The 16,075-nt window shown below is 64.2% G+C and carries 16 protein-coding genes; 9 read left to right on the forward strand and 7 right to left on the reverse strand.

Features of this window, described 5'->3' with window-relative positions; translation table 11 throughout:
- Positions 1 to 102: 102 nt before the first annotated feature.
- The 5 genes from NIBR502770_RS17700 to rpsF all read right to left on the reverse strand — a co-directional run bounded on the left by NIBR502770_RS17700 (position 103) and on the right by rpsF (position 2,820).
- The gene (locus NIBR502770_RS17700) at positions 103 to 951 is read right to left on the reverse strand and encodes a PhzF family phenazine biosynthesis protein (RefSeq protein ID WP_141158854.1); all 849 of its coding nucleotides are present in this window, start codon (positions 949 to 951) and stop codon (positions 103 to 105) included.
- 80 nt (positions 952 to 1,031) lie between these two features.
- A complete protein-coding gene (gene rplI / locus NIBR502770_RS17705) occupies positions 1,032 to 1,484 on the reverse strand; it encodes a 50S ribosomal protein L9 (RefSeq protein WP_141158853.1) in 453 nt (150 codons plus the stop codon).
- A gap of 17 nt (positions 1,485 to 1,501) precedes the next feature.
- The gene (gene rpsR / locus NIBR502770_RS17710; protein WP_003800144.1) at positions 1,502 to 1,741 is read right to left on the reverse strand and encodes a 30S ribosomal protein S18; all 240 of its coding nucleotides are present in this window, start codon (positions 1,739 to 1,741) and stop codon (positions 1,502 to 1,504) included.
- A 124-nt stretch (positions 1,742 to 1,865) separates the two neighbouring features.
- Positions 1,866 to 2,441 (reverse strand): single-stranded DNA-binding protein, encoded by a 576-nt coding sequence (locus NIBR502770_RS17715; RefSeq protein WP_141158852.1) that lies wholly within the window; start codon positions 2,439 to 2,441, stop codon positions 1,866 to 1,868.
- A gap of 73 nt (positions 2,442 to 2,514) precedes the next feature.
- Positions 2,515 to 2,820, reverse strand: coding sequence for a 30S ribosomal protein S6 (gene rpsF / locus NIBR502770_RS17720; protein WP_015939036.1), 306 nt, complete (start codon positions 2,818 to 2,820; stop codon positions 2,515 to 2,517).
- Between the two features lie 280 nt (positions 2,821 to 3,100).
- On the opposite strand from rpsF, the gene NIBR502770_RS17725 reads away from it, so the two are divergent.
- The 8 genes from NIBR502770_RS17725 to NIBR502770_RS17760 all read left to right on the forward strand — a co-directional run bounded on the left by NIBR502770_RS17725 (position 3,101) and on the right by NIBR502770_RS17760 (position 10,789).
- On the forward strand, positions 3,101 to 3,889 hold the full coding sequence (locus NIBR502770_RS17725) for a family 16 glycosylhydrolase (RefSeq protein WP_141182821.1): 789 nt from the start codon (positions 3,101 to 3,103) through the stop codon (positions 3,887 to 3,889).
- A 319-nt stretch (positions 3,890 to 4,208) separates the two neighbouring features.
- Positions 4,209 to 5,300, forward strand: coding sequence for a hypothetical protein (locus NIBR502770_RS17730; RefSeq protein WP_141182822.1), 1,092 nt, complete (start codon positions 4,209 to 4,211; stop codon positions 5,298 to 5,300).
- 14 nt (positions 5,301 to 5,314) lie between these two features.
- On the forward strand, positions 5,315 to 6,133 hold the full coding sequence (locus NIBR502770_RS17735; RefSeq protein WP_141182823.1) for a glycosyltransferase: 819 nt from the start codon (positions 5,315 to 5,317) through the stop codon (positions 6,131 to 6,133).
- Positions 6,123 to 7,412, forward strand: a complete 1,290-nt coding sequence (locus tag NIBR502770_RS17740) for a lipopolysaccharide biosynthesis protein (protein WP_141182824.1) — start codon at positions 6,123 to 6,125, stop codon at positions 7,410 to 7,412. The genes NIBR502770_RS17735 and NIBR502770_RS17740 overlap by 11 nt, the downstream gene beginning before the upstream one ends.
- A complete protein-coding gene (locus NIBR502770_RS17745) occupies positions 7,409 to 9,190 on the forward strand; it encodes a glycosyltransferase (protein WP_141182825.1) in 1,782 nt (593 codons plus the stop codon). Before NIBR502770_RS17740 ends, NIBR502770_RS17745 begins: the two co-directional genes overlap by 4 nt.
- Complete coding sequence (locus tag NIBR502770_RS17750) at positions 9,187 to 9,528, forward strand: hypothetical protein (RefSeq protein WP_141182826.1); 342 nt, start codon at positions 9,187 to 9,189, stop codon at positions 9,526 to 9,528. Before NIBR502770_RS17745 ends, NIBR502770_RS17750 begins: the two co-directional genes overlap by 4 nt.
- A complete protein-coding gene (locus NIBR502770_RS17755) occupies positions 9,525 to 9,731 on the forward strand; it encodes a hypothetical protein (protein WP_141182827.1) in 207 nt (68 codons plus the stop codon). The genes NIBR502770_RS17750 and NIBR502770_RS17755 overlap by 4 nt, the downstream gene beginning before the upstream one ends.
- A complete protein-coding gene (locus tag NIBR502770_RS17760) occupies positions 9,728 to 10,789 on the forward strand; it encodes a hypothetical protein (RefSeq protein WP_141182828.1) in 1,062 nt (353 codons plus the stop codon). The genes NIBR502770_RS17755 and NIBR502770_RS17760 overlap by 4 nt, the downstream gene beginning before the upstream one ends.
- Positions 10,790 to 10,925: 136 nt before the next feature.
- On the opposite strand, the gene NIBR502770_RS17765 is transcribed toward NIBR502770_RS17760, so the two are convergent.
- Entirely contained in the window at positions 10,926 to 11,912 is a 987-nt protein-coding gene (locus NIBR502770_RS17765) for a glycosyltransferase family 2 protein (RefSeq protein WP_141182829.1), read from the reverse strand.
- A 4-nt stretch (positions 11,913 to 11,916) separates the two neighbouring features.
- Entirely contained in the window at positions 11,917 to 12,729 is an 813-nt protein-coding gene (locus tag NIBR502770_RS17770) for a glycosyltransferase family 2 protein (protein ID WP_141182830.1), read from the reverse strand.
- A gap of 550 nt (positions 12,730 to 13,279) precedes the next feature.
- Here NIBR502770_RS17770 and NIBR502770_RS17775 point away from each other — a divergent pair.
- The gene (locus NIBR502770_RS17775) at positions 13,280 to 15,967 is read left to right on the forward strand and encodes a LuxR family transcriptional regulator (RefSeq protein WP_141182831.1); all 2,688 of its coding nucleotides are present in this window, start codon (positions 13,280 to 13,282) and stop codon (positions 15,965 to 15,967) included.
- The last annotated feature ends 108 nt before the right edge of the window (positions 15,968 to 16,075 follow it).

Here is a 16,075-nt window from a genome sequence, read left to right on the forward strand (position 1 = left end):
CTCCTGGTGTTTGTTCAGTTCATCATACATGCGTATGCATCTATACCTTTGAACTGTTGCGCGCAGCGGAGTATTCCCGGGCGAGCCTTGCCGGGCGCCGGATCAGAGCAGGACGGTGCCCCGGATACAGGTAGTGGACTCGCCGCCGACCCAGACGTCTCCGTCCTCCGTACTCACGTGGATGCGCCCGTCCCGTCCCAGGACGGTCCCCTGCGAGGCCACATACTGCTCCGGCGCCCTGCCGCTTCCCACCAGCCACTGGGCGGCACCGGCGTTAAAGCTGCCGGTGACGGGATCCTCTACCGTTCCAGCACCCGGCAGGAACGTGCGGACTTCAAAGTCGGTTCCGGCTCCGGGATGGTATGGCCCTATGACGCCGATCTTCAGGTCGCCCATGGCAGCCTGGTCCGGTTCCAGGGCCAGCACCTGCTCTGCGGATTCCAGCAGGACGCCAATCCATTCCGGGCCGTTCACCAGCCAGCACGCGTCAACGATGTCCCCGGCAGACACCCGCAGGGCGGCGGCCAGTTGCCGGCGGACCGGGTCCTCCACAGGGCCGAAACGTGTCAGGGGCGGCGCTGCGAAAGCCAGCCTGCCGCCGTCGAGCTTTATCCGGACCAGCCCCGCGGCGCATTCCTGCACCACGTGGCCGCCGGACTTCGGCACCCCTCCGCTCTCCAGCCAGGAATGCGCAGAGCCCAGCGTCGGATGGCCTGCAAAGGGAAACTCCTCGGCCCCGGTGAAGATCCGGACCCTGTAGTCCGCCCGCGGATCCCGGGGAGGCAAGAGGAAGGTGGTTTCCGAGAGGTTGGTCCAGTTGGCGAAGTGCTGCATGGTTGCCGCGTCCAGGCCCTGGGCATCAAGCACGACGGCGAGCGGGTTGCCGCGGTAGGCCTGGCCGGCGAAGACATCCACCTGGTGAAATGGGCGATGGCGGGGGTTCGGGTTCACCGGAGCAGGCTACCACCGGAAAACGAAAGACCCCCGCTGCCGGAGTCCGGCAGCGGGGGTCTTGGCGTGAGGCGGGGAAATTACTTTCCTGCCACCACGTCCAGTTCGATCACAGCGGCAACGTCAGCGTGGAGGCGGACGTTGGCCTGGTAGGTGCCAACCGACTTGATGTGGGCGGGCAGTTCAACCTTGCGCTTGTCGATCTTGCCAAGGCCTGCGGCCTCAACAGCGTCAGCAACGTCGCCCTGCTTGACGGTGCCGAACAGGCGGCCGGACTCGCCGGCCTTGACGACCAGCTTGACCGGCTTGGCGGACAGTGCAGCGGCCTGCTTCTGAGCATCTTCCAGGGAAGCGTGCTCGCGGGCGGCACGGGCAGCCTTGATGGACTCAACCTGCTTCTCGCCACCCTTCGACCAGGTCAGGGCGAAGTTGCGGGGCAGCAGGTAGTTACGTGCGTAACCGTCCTTGACCTCGACAACATCGCCAGCAGCACCGAGACCGGTGACCTCGTGGGTCAGAATGAGCTTTGCCATGTTAGTTAATCCCTTCCTTAGCCGCGGCCAGCGCCGGAGTAAGGCAGCAGAGCAACTTCGCGGGCGTTCTTGATTGCCTGGGCGATCTTGCGCTGTTCCTGCACCGTGACGCCAGTAACGCGACGGGCGCGGATCTTGCCGCGGTCGGAGATGAACTTGCGCAGCAATGCTACGTCCTTGTAGTCGATGACAGTGATGTCAGCGGCCTTCAAGGGGTTGGACTTTGGTTTGGGCTTACGGAGTTCAGCCTTAGCCATCGTGGAGCTCCTATTCTATGGAGCCCGTGGATATTGATCCACGGGATGGTGGTGGTCCGACGGCGGCAGTGCCCGGGTGCATCTTGCACCTTGGCAGCCCCAGCGCCGGGCCGTTGTTTAGGTTTTAGAAGGGAGGTTCGGAATCGGGGCCGTTGCCCCAGCCGCCTGCATTGGACACACCGGGCGTAGCCCAGGGATCGTCCTGTGCAGCCTGCTGGTTGCCGCCGCCCCAGCCTCCACCGGAGTTGCCGCCCTGGTTTCCACCAGAGTTGCCGCCTCCGAAGCCACCGCCGCTGTTGCCGCCACCAAAGCCGCCGCCACCCTGTCCGCCGGAGCGCTGGGTACGGTTGACCTTGGCATTGGCGTAGCGCAGGCTGGGGCCGATTTCGTCGACCTCAAGCTCGATAACGGTGCGCTTTTCGCCTTCTTTTGTTTCGTAGGAGCGGCTCTTCAGGCGGCCGGTAACGATGACGCGCATGCCCTTGGTCAGGGACTCGGCGACGTTCTCGGCTGCTTCACGCCAAACAGCGGCGCGGAGGAACAGGGTCTCCCCGTCCTTCCACTCGTTGGACTGGCGATCAAAGGTGCGGGGGGTGGAAGCGATGGTGAAGTTCGCTACTGCCGAACCTGACGGTGTGAACCGCAATTCCGGGTCATTGGTGAGATTACCGATGACCGTAATGGTGGTCTCGCCTGCCATCTACTGCCTCCTTGTTCGATCCTGGGTGAAGAGTGCGTTTCCTGCGGGGTAAAGAATGAAGAGTGGCGCTGAATTACTCAGCAACAACCTTCTGCTCTTCGGGGCGGGTGATCTTGGTGCGCATGATGGTCTCGTTAAGAGACAGCTGGCGGTCAAGTTCCTTGGCGGTCTCCGGCTTTGCGGTGAAGTTCACCACGGCGTAGATACCTTCGGACTTCTTCTTGATGTCGTAAGCCAGGCGACGACGGCCCCAGATGTCAACCTTCTCGATGGTTCCACCATCGTTGGTGATGACGTTCAGGAACTTCTGAAGCGACGGCTCAACGGTACGCTCTTCGACCTCGGGGTCGATGATTACCATCAATTCGTAAGGACGCATATGTGAACCCACCTCCTTTGGGCTAAGCGGTTACGGCATTTCCGTAACAGGAGGTTCATTTGCGATTCCGCGCGATGCCCGGCCACCGGAACGGAGGCAGGACGCAGCACAGACTTCAATATCCTAGTGCATTTGGACCCGATAGGCGATTCACGCTTGACCCAAGGCTAGCCCGCATGGATGCGGGACGGGGCCGGGCATGGCGGCTATGTGGAAAACGGGGGGCCAGGCGGAAGCAACTCCATAGGCACCGTACAAGCGGGGCCCTATCATCTGACGTATGCATCGACAGTTGATCGCCAGCTGCGTGGCGGCAATGTTCTTGTCCGGCTGTTCCTCCCCTCCTGCGCAGCCGGCAGCCAACGGGGCGGACCAGGGCTCCGATCCGGTAGCGGTTACACCGGTGGCGGACTCGGCCGCCGCGATGCTGCACTGGGGTGCACCGATTGCCGGTGACGAATTTAACTACACCGGCGAACCAGACGCTTTGAAATGGTCGGTCTACGACAGTTCCGGCCATGCGGGCAATGGCGTCCGCAGCCCCGGGCAGGTGACCGTTGATGGTTCCCAAATGGTGATCACCGGAACACCTGATGGCATTTCCGCCGGCATGAGTGCCAAGTTTGGCCGGCAGAAGTACGGCCGCTGGGAAGTCCGGGCTGCCGGTTCAGGTGACGATGCCTACCACATGGTGGCGATCCTGTGGCCGGACAGTGGGAACTGGCCGTGTGACGGCGAAGTCGACTACATGGAGACCACGGGCAACTGGGGATTGATCAATTTCTTCCACCACTATGGGTGCTCGAACTCGAAGACGTCCGGATCAAAGGCCCTGGACCTGACCCAGTTCCACAACTATGCCGTCGACTGGACTCCCGACGCCATCGTGGGCTACGTCGACGGCGTGAAGTGGTTTGAAGACCGCGATCCCGCGCACCAGCCCCCAGGTTCGATGCACCAGACACTTCAACTGGACTGGTTCCCTGACAACGTCACCGCCGATGGCCCTGGTGAGCTGCGGGTCGACTGGGTCCGCGTCTACCCGGCGGAAGGCAGTCCCCGCCTCTAGGAGCCCCCGGATGCGTGCGCGTCACTGGAATAGGTACCCCCTATACCCAGTACTCCGCTGACCCCAACCCCTAACGTACCTAACACGGCCCTGGGCGCTGTCCCGCCACCCCTATTGCCCACGTACGCGCGGATTTCCCCACGTAGGGCCCGGTACAAAAGCGAGTACCTACTACCGGTGTTTACCTAGCGGACCTACCCTACGCTCGATTCTGCCGGCGGAGTCGCACGCCGGGGTTTTCGATTCCGCATAGGGGCACTGGCGGGCTTGAACCCAGGTACGGAAACCACGGCTGACACCAATCAGACAGGGGAGGACCATGAGCAACAGGCGAGCGAAGGCACTGCACTTCGACATTCATGGCCGCGTCACGATCAACGTGGACGCGACTGCACCGGCGGCGAAGCAGCTTCAGAGCATGCTGGCATGTTTCGCCTCGGATACGGAACGGCAGGCCGAGATCGTCGTTGACGACCAACCAGAGCCGATGCCGGATGCCGGCCATGTTGAGCACGAACTGGCATACACAGACAACAGCGTGCAGTTCCAGGCCGACCGGGTGCAGGTGGTCAGGGACGCAGACCATTGGCGGATCCACGGGCCCGGCGAACTCCTGACCACGGTTGTACCCGTCCTGGACGCCGCCATGGTCGCCCGCGGAGCTGCAATGATCCACGCAGCAACCATGGCGTACCGTGGCCACGCGATCGCACTTCCCGCGGCGGGAGGTACCGGCAAGACGAGTACCGCCGCAAAACTGATGCGGCGCGAGGGATGGTCGTTCATGGGAGACGACTGGGCGTTCCTTGCAGAGGACGCCACGCTGCTCGGCTACGCGAAGCCGATGTTCATCAAGCCACACCACCGGGCCATCTACCCGCACCTGTTCGAGGGCGCACGGAAACCCCTCGTTCCTTCGAGGTTCTCCGAACCTGTGGGCCGGCTGACAACGCTGGTGCACCCCTTCGTAATCCGCTATCCGCGGCTGGCAGACTTCTCCCGGCGCTGGTCGCCGGAGCACCGCATGGTTACCCCGGAGGCTGCATTCCCGGGGCGGGAAGTAACCACCAAGGCTCCACTCGCAGCCTCGATCTACATCGAACGCTATGACGGCGCACGGTCCCGGATCCTGGAGAAGACGAGCGACTGGATGGTCGACCGGATGATCGGCAACTTCCACATCGAAATGGCAGGTTTCTCGCAGCGGGTGGTGACGGGCCTGGCGGCCACGTCCGTGGTCCCGTGGCGGGAGCATTTCGCGGCCAAGGGGCTGGTCCTGAACAAGGCGCTGGACGGGCGTCCCTGCCACCTTCTGCAGGTGCCGGCTGCATATTCGGCGGACCAGGCGTCGGACGACATTGTCCGGCATCTTGAGGAGCTGTTGCCTTCAGTCCTCGACGAGCAAGTCTGAAAGGGGGTAAGACGGTGGCCCACAGCACAGCAGACGTGACGGCGGTTGTTCCGGCCCGCAATGCGGAGCATCTACTCCCAGGCTGCCTGGAAGCCCTGCGCCAGTCCGGTGTAGCCGAGATTATCGTGGTGGACGGCCTGTCCACCGACCGGACTGTCGAGATCGCCCGTGAAGCGGGTGCCCGGGTGCTGAGTGACGAAGGCCGGGGCCTTCCCTGGGCCCGTACCCTCGGGGTCCGCAGCAGCACCACGCGTTGGGTCCTGCTCGTGGACGCGGACGTCGTGTTCGGAGCGACCGGTGTGGCGGACCTGCTCATTGAATTCGTGGAGGACGGGTATGACGCCCTCCAGGCGGGCCTGGAAAGCGTTGCCGGCCCGGGCTACTGGGGGCAGGCACTGGCGCATCACCACCGCACAGGCCGCAGCCGCAACTGGTTCGGGCTTGTGGCGACGCTGGTGGACCGGGACCTGATGTTGAACCTGGGGTTCGACGATTCGTTCAAGTCGGGCGAGGACATCGAACTGCGGTGGCGCATGAGGCAGTCGGGGATGAAGACTGGCGTGTCGCAGCGGGTCTTCGTTGAACACAGGTTTGCCGCGGACGACTTCGACTTCGCGCTGGACCAGTTCCTCATGGACGGCACGGGCCTGGGACGCATGGTCCGCAAGCACGGCTGGCGTGGGGCCCGGCTGGCTCTGCTGCCCGCAGCGGCGGCAGCCCGCGGGAGCGTAATGAGCCTCGCCGCCGGCCAGCCACAATGGGTGCGCTACTACATCGCCTTCTGCTGGTACAACTATGCGGGAATGGCTAGGGGTTTAGGTCGTGACGGCTGAGCGGGAGATTGCCCCAACGGAGGCCGCATCGGCCCTCCGGCGGCACTCTCCCCTGCGCAGCTCCATCGGCCTGGTCATCGCCAAGGGGGCGCAGACCGGTACCGGCTTCGCGTTCTGGATCCTGGCAGCGCATGCCACCTTTGACCGGGAGGTCGGGCTCACCACGGCCGCCGTCTCGGCGGTGATGATCTGCACCCAGCTGGCTGTGCTGGGCACCGGATCCGCCGTGATCGTGTCGGTGGGCCGGGGCGAGCCGCCCGCCCGGGTGCTGGACGCGGCCTTTGGCATCGTGGGAATAGCAGGCACCGTCCTGGCGCTCGGCTACCTCGTGCTGGAGACTTTCGTGGCGCCCGACTCGGACTCACTCTCGGTTCTCTTCTGGCTCACCTTCATCGTGGCCGCCGTCACCGGGACCATGTGCACGGTACTGGACCAGGCGCTCGTGGCGCTGGGGCGCGGCGGCAGCGCGACGATGAGGTACACGGTGGGCGGCGTGGCTTCCCTCGCGGCCACAGCCCTTGTCGCCTGGCAGGCCCACGGCGCCTCCGCCGACGTCCTGCTGGCCTGCTGGACCTTGGGCTCGGCCGTGTCATGCATGATCGGTGCCTTCCAGCTGCGGAAACTGGTCGGATACAAGCCACGCCCCACCCTGCACCCCGCACGCCACCGGCCGCTGCTGATGCTGGGGATCCCGAACCAGCTCCTTACCCTCACCGAACGCGCCCCAGGACTCGTACTGCCGCTCCTGCTCGCGCACCTGGTATCGCCCGAGGTCGCGGCCTACTGGTATCCGGCATGGATGATGGCATGGGCCGCTTACACCGCTCCAATGCTGATAGGCATCGTCCAATTCTCCGAGGGAGTGCGTGACCCGGACCGCCTGGCGACCACCACCTGGGCCAGTTTCCGATGGTCGCTGGTCATTGGAAGCCTGGCCGCCGTCGTACTGATTGTCTTCGCCCACCCCCTTCTCCACCTCCTCGGGGACAGGTACGCAAACGCGTCCACCGTCGCCCTGCGGCTGCTGGCTGCCGGACTCGTGGCCTACGCAGTGTTGCAGGCCTACAACTCCGTCTGCCGCGTCCTGGGACTCTACACAGAAGCCATCGTGGTCGGCGTAGTGCTCGGAACCGCGCTCTGCGTCTCGGCTCTGTGGGCCGCTGAGAGCGGCTCAAGCGCCATGGCCCTTGCGTGGATGGTGGTGCTTTACGTCGGGGCCGTCGCGGTGGGCCTCCGACTGCTCGCAATTCTCCGCCGCGCCAAAAAGGAGGCGTCATGACCAGCACGCTGAAGCAACCGAGCCGGATCCGATCACACCCGTGGCATGCCCGTGACATCTGGTGCGCCGTAGCAGGCGCCGTCTCACTGGCTCTGGCAGTGGGCAGTGCCGCCACGGTGGCAGTTCCCGTCCACAGCGACCTTGGGCTTGTGGCTGTGTTGCCCTATCCCTTCTGGGTGGGCGTTCTGATTGTCAACGTCGCCTTCGTCGTGGCGTTGCGGGGAGATGCCACCGGGCCCGCGCGCCGGCCGGTCATGCTGTGGCTCATCGCAGTCCTCGTGCTGATGCTCTTCGGCGCTGCCGCGTTCGTCACGGATGTCCCGCGCGGCGAAGTTGCTTTCCGCCACCTTGGCATCGCCGACGCTCTTTCAACCTCCGGCGGCGTCGACCCGAACATCGATGCTTACTTCAATTGGCCCGGCTTCTTTGCGCTCCTGGCGACCGTGCTCCGGGCAACCGGTATTGATCCGGTAACCGTTGCCCTGTGGGCACCGGTGTTCAACATGGGCTTGTGGCTCACCGCCGTTGGCGTGCTGACCCGCTACCTGACGAAGGATCCGCGCCGGCGTTGGCTGGTGCTCTGGATTTTTTGCCTCGGCAACTGGCAGGACCAGGACTATCTGTCTCCCCAAGCCTTCGGTTTCTTCCTGTACCTGGTGGTAATCGTGCTGCTCATCGGCCCCCTTGCCGCCAAGGCTCCCGCTTTCCGTGGTTTCGGGCGTGCCAATCTCAAGTCATGGTGGCTGGCGCGGACGCCAGCAGACGATCGCCCCGGGCACCGGGTCGCAGCCCTCGTGGTCACCCTCCTGCTGATCGCCGTCATCTGCGCAAGCCATCAACTGACGCCGTTCCTGGTATTGATCGCCGTCACGGCCCTCACCCTCAGCGGGCGGGTGTGGCCCGGCAGGCTGCCGCTCATTGCCGGCATCCTCCTTGTGCTGTGGCTCGTCTATCCTGCAAGCACCTACCTTTCCGGCCACCCACCCCTGGCGGACGCCGGACTGCAGACCGCCATCGAAGCGAACGTCGTCGACCGCACGACGGGTTCGGCGGGACACCTGCTGGTGGTCCAGATCCGGATAGCGCTCACACTCATCCTTTGGGCCCTCGCGGCGATCGGATCGGTCCGGGACTGGCGCCGGGGACGCCTTGATATCCGGGTGGTCCTCCTGGCCGTCACTCCCCTGTTGCTCTTCCCCGTGCAGGCCTACGGCGGAGAAATGCTCATCCGCGTCTCGCTGTTTGCGCTGCCGTTCATTGCCATGCAGGCAAGCTCGGTCCTGCTCCCCACCACGGGCAGTGTTCGTTTTTCGACCCGCAACACGGTGGTACTGGTGCCGGCCTGTGTCCTGCTCGCTGTTATGACAGTGACCGGGAGGTTCGGCAACGCACAGTACGACGTGTTCGCGGACGATGAGATCGCCGCTGTCCAGGCCGTGGACAATCTCGCCCCGCCCGGTTCCGCGATCATCGCGGCAGCCCATCCAACACCTTGGCGCAGCCAGGACTACCTGGACCACCGGTACCGGACCATAGAGGACCTTTGTCCCTCCGACTTGTCGGCGGCGACGTGCGGCCCGCTGGTTTACCGGTACGCAAGGCACAACCCCGGCGGCGGCTACCTGCTTCTCATGACCTCCGCGGAATCAAGCCTTGTCCTGCAGGGCCAAACCACCCCACAGAGCTTCGAGGAGTTGGAGAATTGGCTGAAGTCACAAGACGGCGTAGACATCGCGTTCAGCAACAGCGACGCCCGAGTGTACCGGGTGGCGCCATGAACGCCCGTGCAATAAGCCGGCCCACTATGGCGATCGGGCTCACGGCCTTGGTCCTCTCCGCGGTGTCCCTCCTTGGGCTGCCAACCCCGATCCAGGCGGTCACCGCACTGCTTGTGCTCGTCCTGCTCCCGGGACAGGCACTTACCCGGCTTATGCGGATCACCGATCTCGGCCTGGGCGCACTGCTCGTCCTGGCACTCGGCCTTGCCAGCCTTACCGCGGTATCAACAGCGATGTTCTACCTCTCCGTCTGGTCCTGGCAGGCCTGTGTCGTCACCATGGGTGCCATAACCATCCTTGCTTGCATTGCCCGCGCACGGCAGGAGGCCGCGTCATGATTGATATCGCCGGATTGGTTGCCGCTGCGGTTCTGCTGTTTACCCTCATCGGGCTGGAGGTACGGCATACCGCGTCAGCCTCGGGACAGCCGGCAAGCCTGCGGCTCTTCAACCGGGCCGTGAACATCAGGATCACAGTCGGTGTCCTATGGCTGCTGGTGGTTATCCTCCTTTTCCCGCGGGTCCTGGGGCTGCTGACGTGAACCACGCGGCGCGATGGATACTCCTCAGCGACCTCCACCTGGACGGGTCGGACAGCGACCCCCGGCACCCAGGGAAGGTCCTGCCGGAGTTCCTGCGCCGCGAGGTGTCCGCAACGCAGCCACCGGGCCTGGAGCAGCACGTCATCTTTGTTGGTGACACGTTTGAGCTCGTCAGGCTGGACGAGGAGCAGAGCCTGGCAAGGCTCGAGTCCATCTTCAAGCGCCACCCCGAAACGTTGGGGGCGCTGCAGGCGTGCGCTGCAGCCGGCGTGCGGCTGCATTTCGTCTGCGGCAACCATGACGTGGAGCTGGCGCGGCCCCCGGTGGCCGCGCGGTTGTCAGCGCTGCTGTCACCAGGTGATCCCACACGGGTCAGCGTGCACCCGTGGCTCCTTTACGTCCCCGGGGTGCTCGTGGTTGAACACGGGCACCTCCATCATGCCCTGCACCGGATACCCGAGGTGCTCCGGACTGCAGTCAACGGCACCGACGAGGTGGACCTGCCCCCGTTGGCGGCCTGGCATGCGAACCCAACGGCATCACGGCTTAGCCGCGCCGGAGCAGTGGCACGGGCCTGCGTGGCCTCGGAACGGGCGGAACGCCGGGTCCGGAGGCCTGCCTACGACGAACTGCTGCAGACCGAATCGCTGCGGCTCGCGCTCGACGGGACGGCAGTGCGTGAACTTGCGCGCCTCTCCCGATTCCGGACCGTGTCGGCACTGCCCGTGACCGCCACCCGCATGGTGCTTGCTGCCGCCGGGCGCAACATCCATGGCGGCGACCAGCCGCCCGCGGCCGCAGCCCGGGTCGCAGGGATCCTCGAAACGTACGGCTCCCGCGTGGCCTGGTATGTCTCGGCCCATACGCACCGTGCCCTTGAAACGACGCTCGAGGGTTCTCCAACCCGGTACGTCAACACCGGGACCTGGTCCTCCGATGTCCGCGGCCTTGGGCCCGACCAGGCGGACCGCCAGGCGTTCCCCTACGCCGTTATTGACGTAGCCGACGACGGGTCCACCGAAGGTGGGCTGCGCTACTGGCGTCCGGTGGCCGGCTAGGAGCCCTGAACGGCTTCGTCTCCCTTGCACCCTTGCGGAAGCAACGGCCAGCTGGCACATAGCACAAAACCGAAGGGCCTGGGTCCGGTTCTCCACCGTACCCAGGCCCTTGCGGCTCAGGACTCCAATCCGGGTGTCACTGGACCTGCCGCCATGGTGCGCCCTGGAGCTCGAGCTCAGCCAGTTGCGTGGTTGACCCGTGGGCAATCCGGCGTCCACGGAGGTAGCCGGCGGAAGTGAAGGCCAGTACGGCGAGGACAGATCCTGCCCTGCCCAGTCCCTGGGGGTTGGCTCCCCGGCTCCAGTCGCGGATTCCGGAGAACACCGCACGCGGCAAGGTGCTGCGGACGTACCGCCGTTCGGGCCGCAGGGCCCGCTTCTGCCCGACGATGTGGCTGACCTGTGCTTTGGAAATTCCTTCCGACCAGGACCGTGAGAGCATGTAGCGCACGCTGCCCCTCTCGGCCGGCACATGGTGCCTGACGAGGGCCGCGGGTTCGTAAACGATGCGGGCGCCGGGGGATCCCATTGTTGACCGGATGCAAATCTCGGTCTCCTCGCAGCCGAGGGGCAACGTGCCCTTCCGGCCAAGTGCTTGATTGAATCCACCCACTTGGCGCAGCACCTCAAGCCTGAACGACATATTTGCGCCGATGACATTCCGGACTTCGGAGGCCACACGGGGCAACCCTCGGTGGCTGCATCCCACGATCCAGTCCAGTTCCTCCCCGAAGTAACCGGGCCTGCCGGTTTCCCACAGTGGAACAACCTTCCCGCCCACGGCCAGGACGTCGGGATCGTCATACAGCGCCACCAGGCGTTCAAGCCAGTCCGGTGCCGCCTCGGCGTCGTCGTCAAGGAACGCAACGATGTCGGACTCAGCGAGCCCGACGCCCGTGTTGCGGGCCCCTGACAGGCCTGGCAGGCCGGTGCTTTCCACAATGGTGACGTCGTCGACGATCTCGATGAGCCTTTCATGCAGGTCCTGGTTGTGATCGATGACAACCAGGACCTGGTCAGGGGTGAGGGTCTGGTTGCGCACGGATTCAATGACGTCCAGCAGCATGCCCCACCGTTCGGAGGTGTAGGCGCAGATCACCACTGTCACGGACAGGGGCTTCATGCGGTCAAGCATGCTGGCTCACCACCGGCGTGAGGACGCTGTGCGGATCCACTGGCAGCCGCGGGAAGCGGACATTTGAATAGGTGTATTTCACGCGGCGGAGGGCCTCCGGGCGGGCGCCCGCGGTTGGGGCTTCCCACACCGTGCATTCACGGGCCAGCGTGTGCAGGACCCGCCAGCCGTCGCGGAACGTCTGGAGGTTGGATGCCCCCGAGATCCGGTCCAGCTCCAGGCTGGGAACTTCCGCGATCCGCAGGCCCGCCTTGGCAGCGCGGACAATGAGTTCGGTCTCGATTTCGAAGCCGTCGGACTGCAGTTCCAGCACCTCCAGGCATTCCCGCCGGAAAGCGATGTATCCATAGCAAAGGTCCGAATAGTTGCTGTGCAGGACAGCATTGGCGAGTCCGGTCAGGGCCCTGTTGCCGGCCTTCCGCAAACGGGTGAGGTCCTCGGAGCCGCCGCCGGTGACGTGGCGGGACCCTTTGACGAAATCGAAATCGTGCTGGAGCGGTGCGACGAACCAGCCGATTTCCCGCGGATCCATGCTCCCGTCAGCGTCCAGCATCACGATAATATCGCCGGAAGCCGCCGCGAAGCCGGCGCGAAGGGCCACACCCTTTCCCTTTCGGGTTTCGTTTACCACCACCACGTCAGGGCGTACTGCCTTCGCCACTTCAACGGTGTTGTCCTGTGAGCGGCCGTCCACGATGATCACCTCATCGACGTAGGATGGCATCCTGCGCAGAACCCAAGGTATGTTCTTTTCTTCGTTCAACGTAGGGATAATCACGCTGATTGATGCTTGCGGAGATAACATTCCCGGCTCGGAAAAAAGAGCTGGAAGTTGGGGCGAAATTGACAATTGCCTCACCACTTCATGACAGTTCGGATTCTTGACAATGCCGCCGAGAGTTACCCGGCGGCACCAACGCTTAATCCGGTCATGGTCTGGTCGCTGTCCCCCAGCAACCCACCGCCAATCCTCTGGCCGTTTCAGGAAGACTATCCCCTACCTAATGCAGGTATCACGAGTAGTAGGTACTCGCTTTTCACCTACCGTTTACCCCCTGTTAGGCAAGTAAGGGGCTCTGGGTTTTCGGATTTCGTTAGGTATAGGGGATTGCCCTGGAGCGGGAATCGGAGGGCAGGGGGTTCATACATCCGGAATGGGGCCACCGACACCACGTAGTCCCTTAACCAAGCGCAGGCGCCAATCTTGATGGAATCCAGCGGGAACGTTGTGGTAAGGCTGCTGGTTGCGGGCTATATTCGCAGGTACCGGCAGAATCCGCACTGGGGAGCGGACTGCCGGGACGTGATCCGGCAGTGCAAGAATGCGGTCTCCTTCTTCGACGAATGGGGACACCATGCCACTTATTGGCCGAAGCAAAGAACTGGACCGCATCCTCTCAGTTATTCGCGGGCCCAAGGACACTGCACTGGCGGTGATCGGCCGCAAAGGGACAGGCAAAACAGCCCTTTTGTCGGCAATCCGCATGCTCTCCGATTACCGCACCGTCTTCCTGTCCGCCACTGCCGCTGAATCGGACTGGCCACTGTCCGGGCTTACTGCACTCTTGAATGACATGGACGATCCCGTCCTGAACCGGATTGCTGACGAGCTGCTCCACGACAACACCGGCGCCATGAGCGTACCGGCAGTTTCAAGCATGCTGCTCAACGGCCTGCACCAGCGCTCGTCATCGCGGACCGTCGTCGTGCTCGACGATGTCGACCAGCTGGATCCCAGCAGCCAGGCGGTCATCGGCTTTGTGGCCAGGCGTTTGGTGGGTACGGATACCGTCCTTTTTGTCAGCATGCGGGAGGACCTGCCCGAGAGCCCCTTCAGCGGGCTCGCTGCCTTGCGCCTCGGCCCGCTGGGCTACAGCGACACTGTGCGGATGCTGGAGAGCCTGCCCGCCAAGAGGACCACGACGGCGGCTGCCCACGCGGTTGCCGCAGCCGCCGGCGGCAACCCGCTCGCCGCCGTCGACCTTTACACCCGGTTGCTGGAGAGGCACACCGCAGGCAAATATGCCTTGCCCGTCCCGCTGCCCTCCGGGGGCAGCTTTGACGCGGAGTGCGCGTCGGTTGTGGGAGGCCTGACCCCCGGCGCCCGTAACGTGCTTGACCTCCTGGCTCTTTCCTTCCGCAGCGACATCTCGACGATCGAGAAGATCGACCGGGACGTGTGGACAAGCGTTGACGAACTGTTGGCTGCCGGCCTGGTGAAGCGAACAGGTCCCCACCTGGGGATCGGTGACCAGCTGCTGCGGGGATATGTCTTCGCGGCCATGACGCCGGCCGTCCGCACGGCCAACCATCGGGCCCTGGCAGAAGCAGCAAGTGACACCGATCCGTATGCCCGCAGGTGGCACATGAGTTTTACCGCACTGGAACGGCAAACCCCGTTCCAGCTGCTCCGTCACGCCGTTGACCTGGTTCGCAACGGTGAAGTGAGTTTTGCCGTGGAGTACATCGAGCGGGCGCTCACCATAAACCCCTGGGAAGCGGAAACGGCGGCCCGGCTGACCAGCGTTGCAGAAATGCTGTTCAACCGGGGTGAGTTTGTGTACGCCCGCCGGTACCTGGAGTGGGCCCAGCGGGTAACGCGCAATCCCGCACTGATCCTGCGGTTGACCGGTCTTTCCTTTGAGATCCAGTTCGCCCAAGGGGCTGCCGTGCGTTCCAGCATGGTGCTCCGGCTGGTGAAGGAATTTGGCCAGCACGATCCGGCCTACGCTGCGAGCCTGCTGTCCATCGGCGCCTTGTACTATGCGGAGAGATGGGAACTGGAGGAGGCCTCGGAGCTCCTGCGCCACGGCAAAGAATTCCGCGGGTCCGCGTCGGCGCATTGCCTTGGCATCGCTGAGCGCGCCGAGCTATTGATTGAGTCGATTGGCGGCGGAACTGCCGGCCTTGGCCGGCGGCAGGAACAAACGGGCGCCGCCCGGGCCGCCGGGCTTTTGATGCATGGCAGGGCCCTCACCTACGCCGAACACTATGAAGGCGCCCACGAAACTTTCGCCCTGCTCAGGAGTTCAGACGAACCAGGCCACGTTAACTGGCAGGAAACCGCAGCGTTCATGGCAGTGGACAATGCAATCCGTGCCGGTAACGTACGCGCGGCGGTCCGGCTGATTGACGAACTTGAACTTTCCGAGCCCGAACTCAAGTACCACCGCGGAACGCGCCACCTTTTCCGGGTCTGGCGGGCACATTCCCTCGGCGACGACGCCCAGGCCCGGACGTATGCCGCCGAGGCACTTCGCTATGCGGGTGCGGACAGCCACCCTGCCATTACGGCACAGCTTGCCGCCTGCCAAGGCCAGTTCGCGCTGCTGCGCGGCGACCTGGCAGAGTCCGTTGCCCAGTTGTCCCGGGCCGCCGAAATCGGCATGCGGTTCGGCAACCCCACGCTCCTGCGCTGTGAGGCGGACCTTGTTGAAGTACTGGTCCGGCTCGGCCGGCACCAGGAGGCCACGCAGGCACTTCTGCGCCTTGAGAGCCGCTCGGTGGGGCTCCGGTCACCATGGCTGATGATGGCTGTGGCCCGCAGCCGTGCCCTTCTCGCGGACGGCGAGCAGTCACTGCAGCTTTTCAGCCAGGCACTGGACAGCAGGAACGGGCACACTCTTGAAAGGGCAAGGACCCTTGCCTGCTATGCGGAGCGGTTGCACGCCTTTGGCAGGCTGCGGGACGCACGGGATGCGTTGTTGCGGGCCAAGGTGATGTTCGACGAAGCCGGCGCGGACGCGTGGACCCAGCATGTGGACGCCCTCCTCCTGGATGAACGCATGGAGCCTGCCCGCCCGCAGGGCAACCCGGCAATGCTGTTGCTTGCGGACCATGAGCGGTCGTTGGCGAAGATGGTGGCACGGGGCATGCGCAACAAGGAAATTGCTGCCACCTTGTATGTCTCCGTGCGCACGGTCGAAGTGCGCCTCACCGCCATCTACCGAAAGCTCGGTGTTGAGTCCAGGGCTCAGTTGACGGCACTCGCCGCAGGCAAGGGATCCGCGGCCGCTGAACCCTACGTCCTTCCCATCCTATAGGCCTAAAGTCCTGCAATTTGCAGGTACCCGCAGTTTCCACACCCTTGCACTGAGGTACCCACAAAGGCCTTCCCGATTCACCCTCAACCGCGTCAGTCCAGGGCTAGT

Source organism: Pseudarthrobacter sp. NIBRBAC000502770, assembly GCF_006517815.1.
Lineage (GTDB): Bacteria > Actinomycetota > Actinomycetes > Actinomycetales > Micrococcaceae > Arthrobacter > Arthrobacter niigatensis.

Excerpts from the sequence above, each read along its gene's own strand:
- NIBR502770_RS17750 (WP_141182826.1), top strand. The coding sequence starts at position 9,187 with ATGAACGCCCGTGCAATAAGCCGGCCCACTATGGCGATCGGGCTCACG.
- NIBR502770_RS17770 (WP_141182830.1), bottom strand. The coding sequence starts at position 12,729 with ATGTTATCTCCGCAAGCATCAATCAGCGTGATTATCCCTACGTTGAAC.
- NIBR502770_RS17765 (WP_141182829.1), bottom strand. The coding sequence starts at position 11,912 with ATGAAGCCCCTGTCCGTGACAGTGGTGATCTGCGCCTACACCTCCGAA.
- NIBR502770_RS17745 (WP_141182825.1), top strand. The coding sequence starts at position 7,409 with ATGACCAGCACGCTGAAGCAACCGAGCCGGATCCGATCACACCCGTGG.
- rplI (WP_141158853.1), bottom strand. The coding sequence starts at position 1,484 with ATGGCAAAGCTCATTCTGACCCACGAGGTCACCGGTCTCGGTGCTGCT.
- NIBR502770_RS17725 (WP_141182821.1), top strand. The coding sequence starts at position 3,101 with ATGCATCGACAGTTGATCGCCAGCTGCGTGGCGGCAATGTTCTTGTCC.
- NIBR502770_RS17730 (WP_141182822.1), top strand. The coding sequence starts at position 4,209 with ATGAGCAACAGGCGAGCGAAGGCACTGCACTTCGACATTCATGGCCGC.
- NIBR502770_RS17715 (WP_141158852.1), bottom strand. The coding sequence starts at position 2,441 with ATGGCAGGCGAGACCACCATTACGGTCATCGGTAATCTCACCAATGAC.
- rpsR (WP_003800144.1), bottom strand. The coding sequence starts at position 1,741 with ATGGCTAAGGCTGAACTCCGTAAGCCCAAACCAAAGTCCAACCCCTTG.
- NIBR502770_RS17775 (WP_141182831.1), top strand. The coding sequence starts at position 13,280 with ATGCCACTTATTGGCCGAAGCAAAGAACTGGACCGCATCCTCTCAGTT.
- NIBR502770_RS17755 (WP_141182827.1), top strand. The coding sequence starts at position 9,525 with ATGATTGATATCGCCGGATTGGTTGCCGCTGCGGTTCTGCTGTTTACC.
- rpsF (WP_015939036.1), bottom strand. The coding sequence starts at position 2,820 with ATGCGTCCTTACGAATTGATGGTAATCATCGACCCCGAGGTCGAAGAG.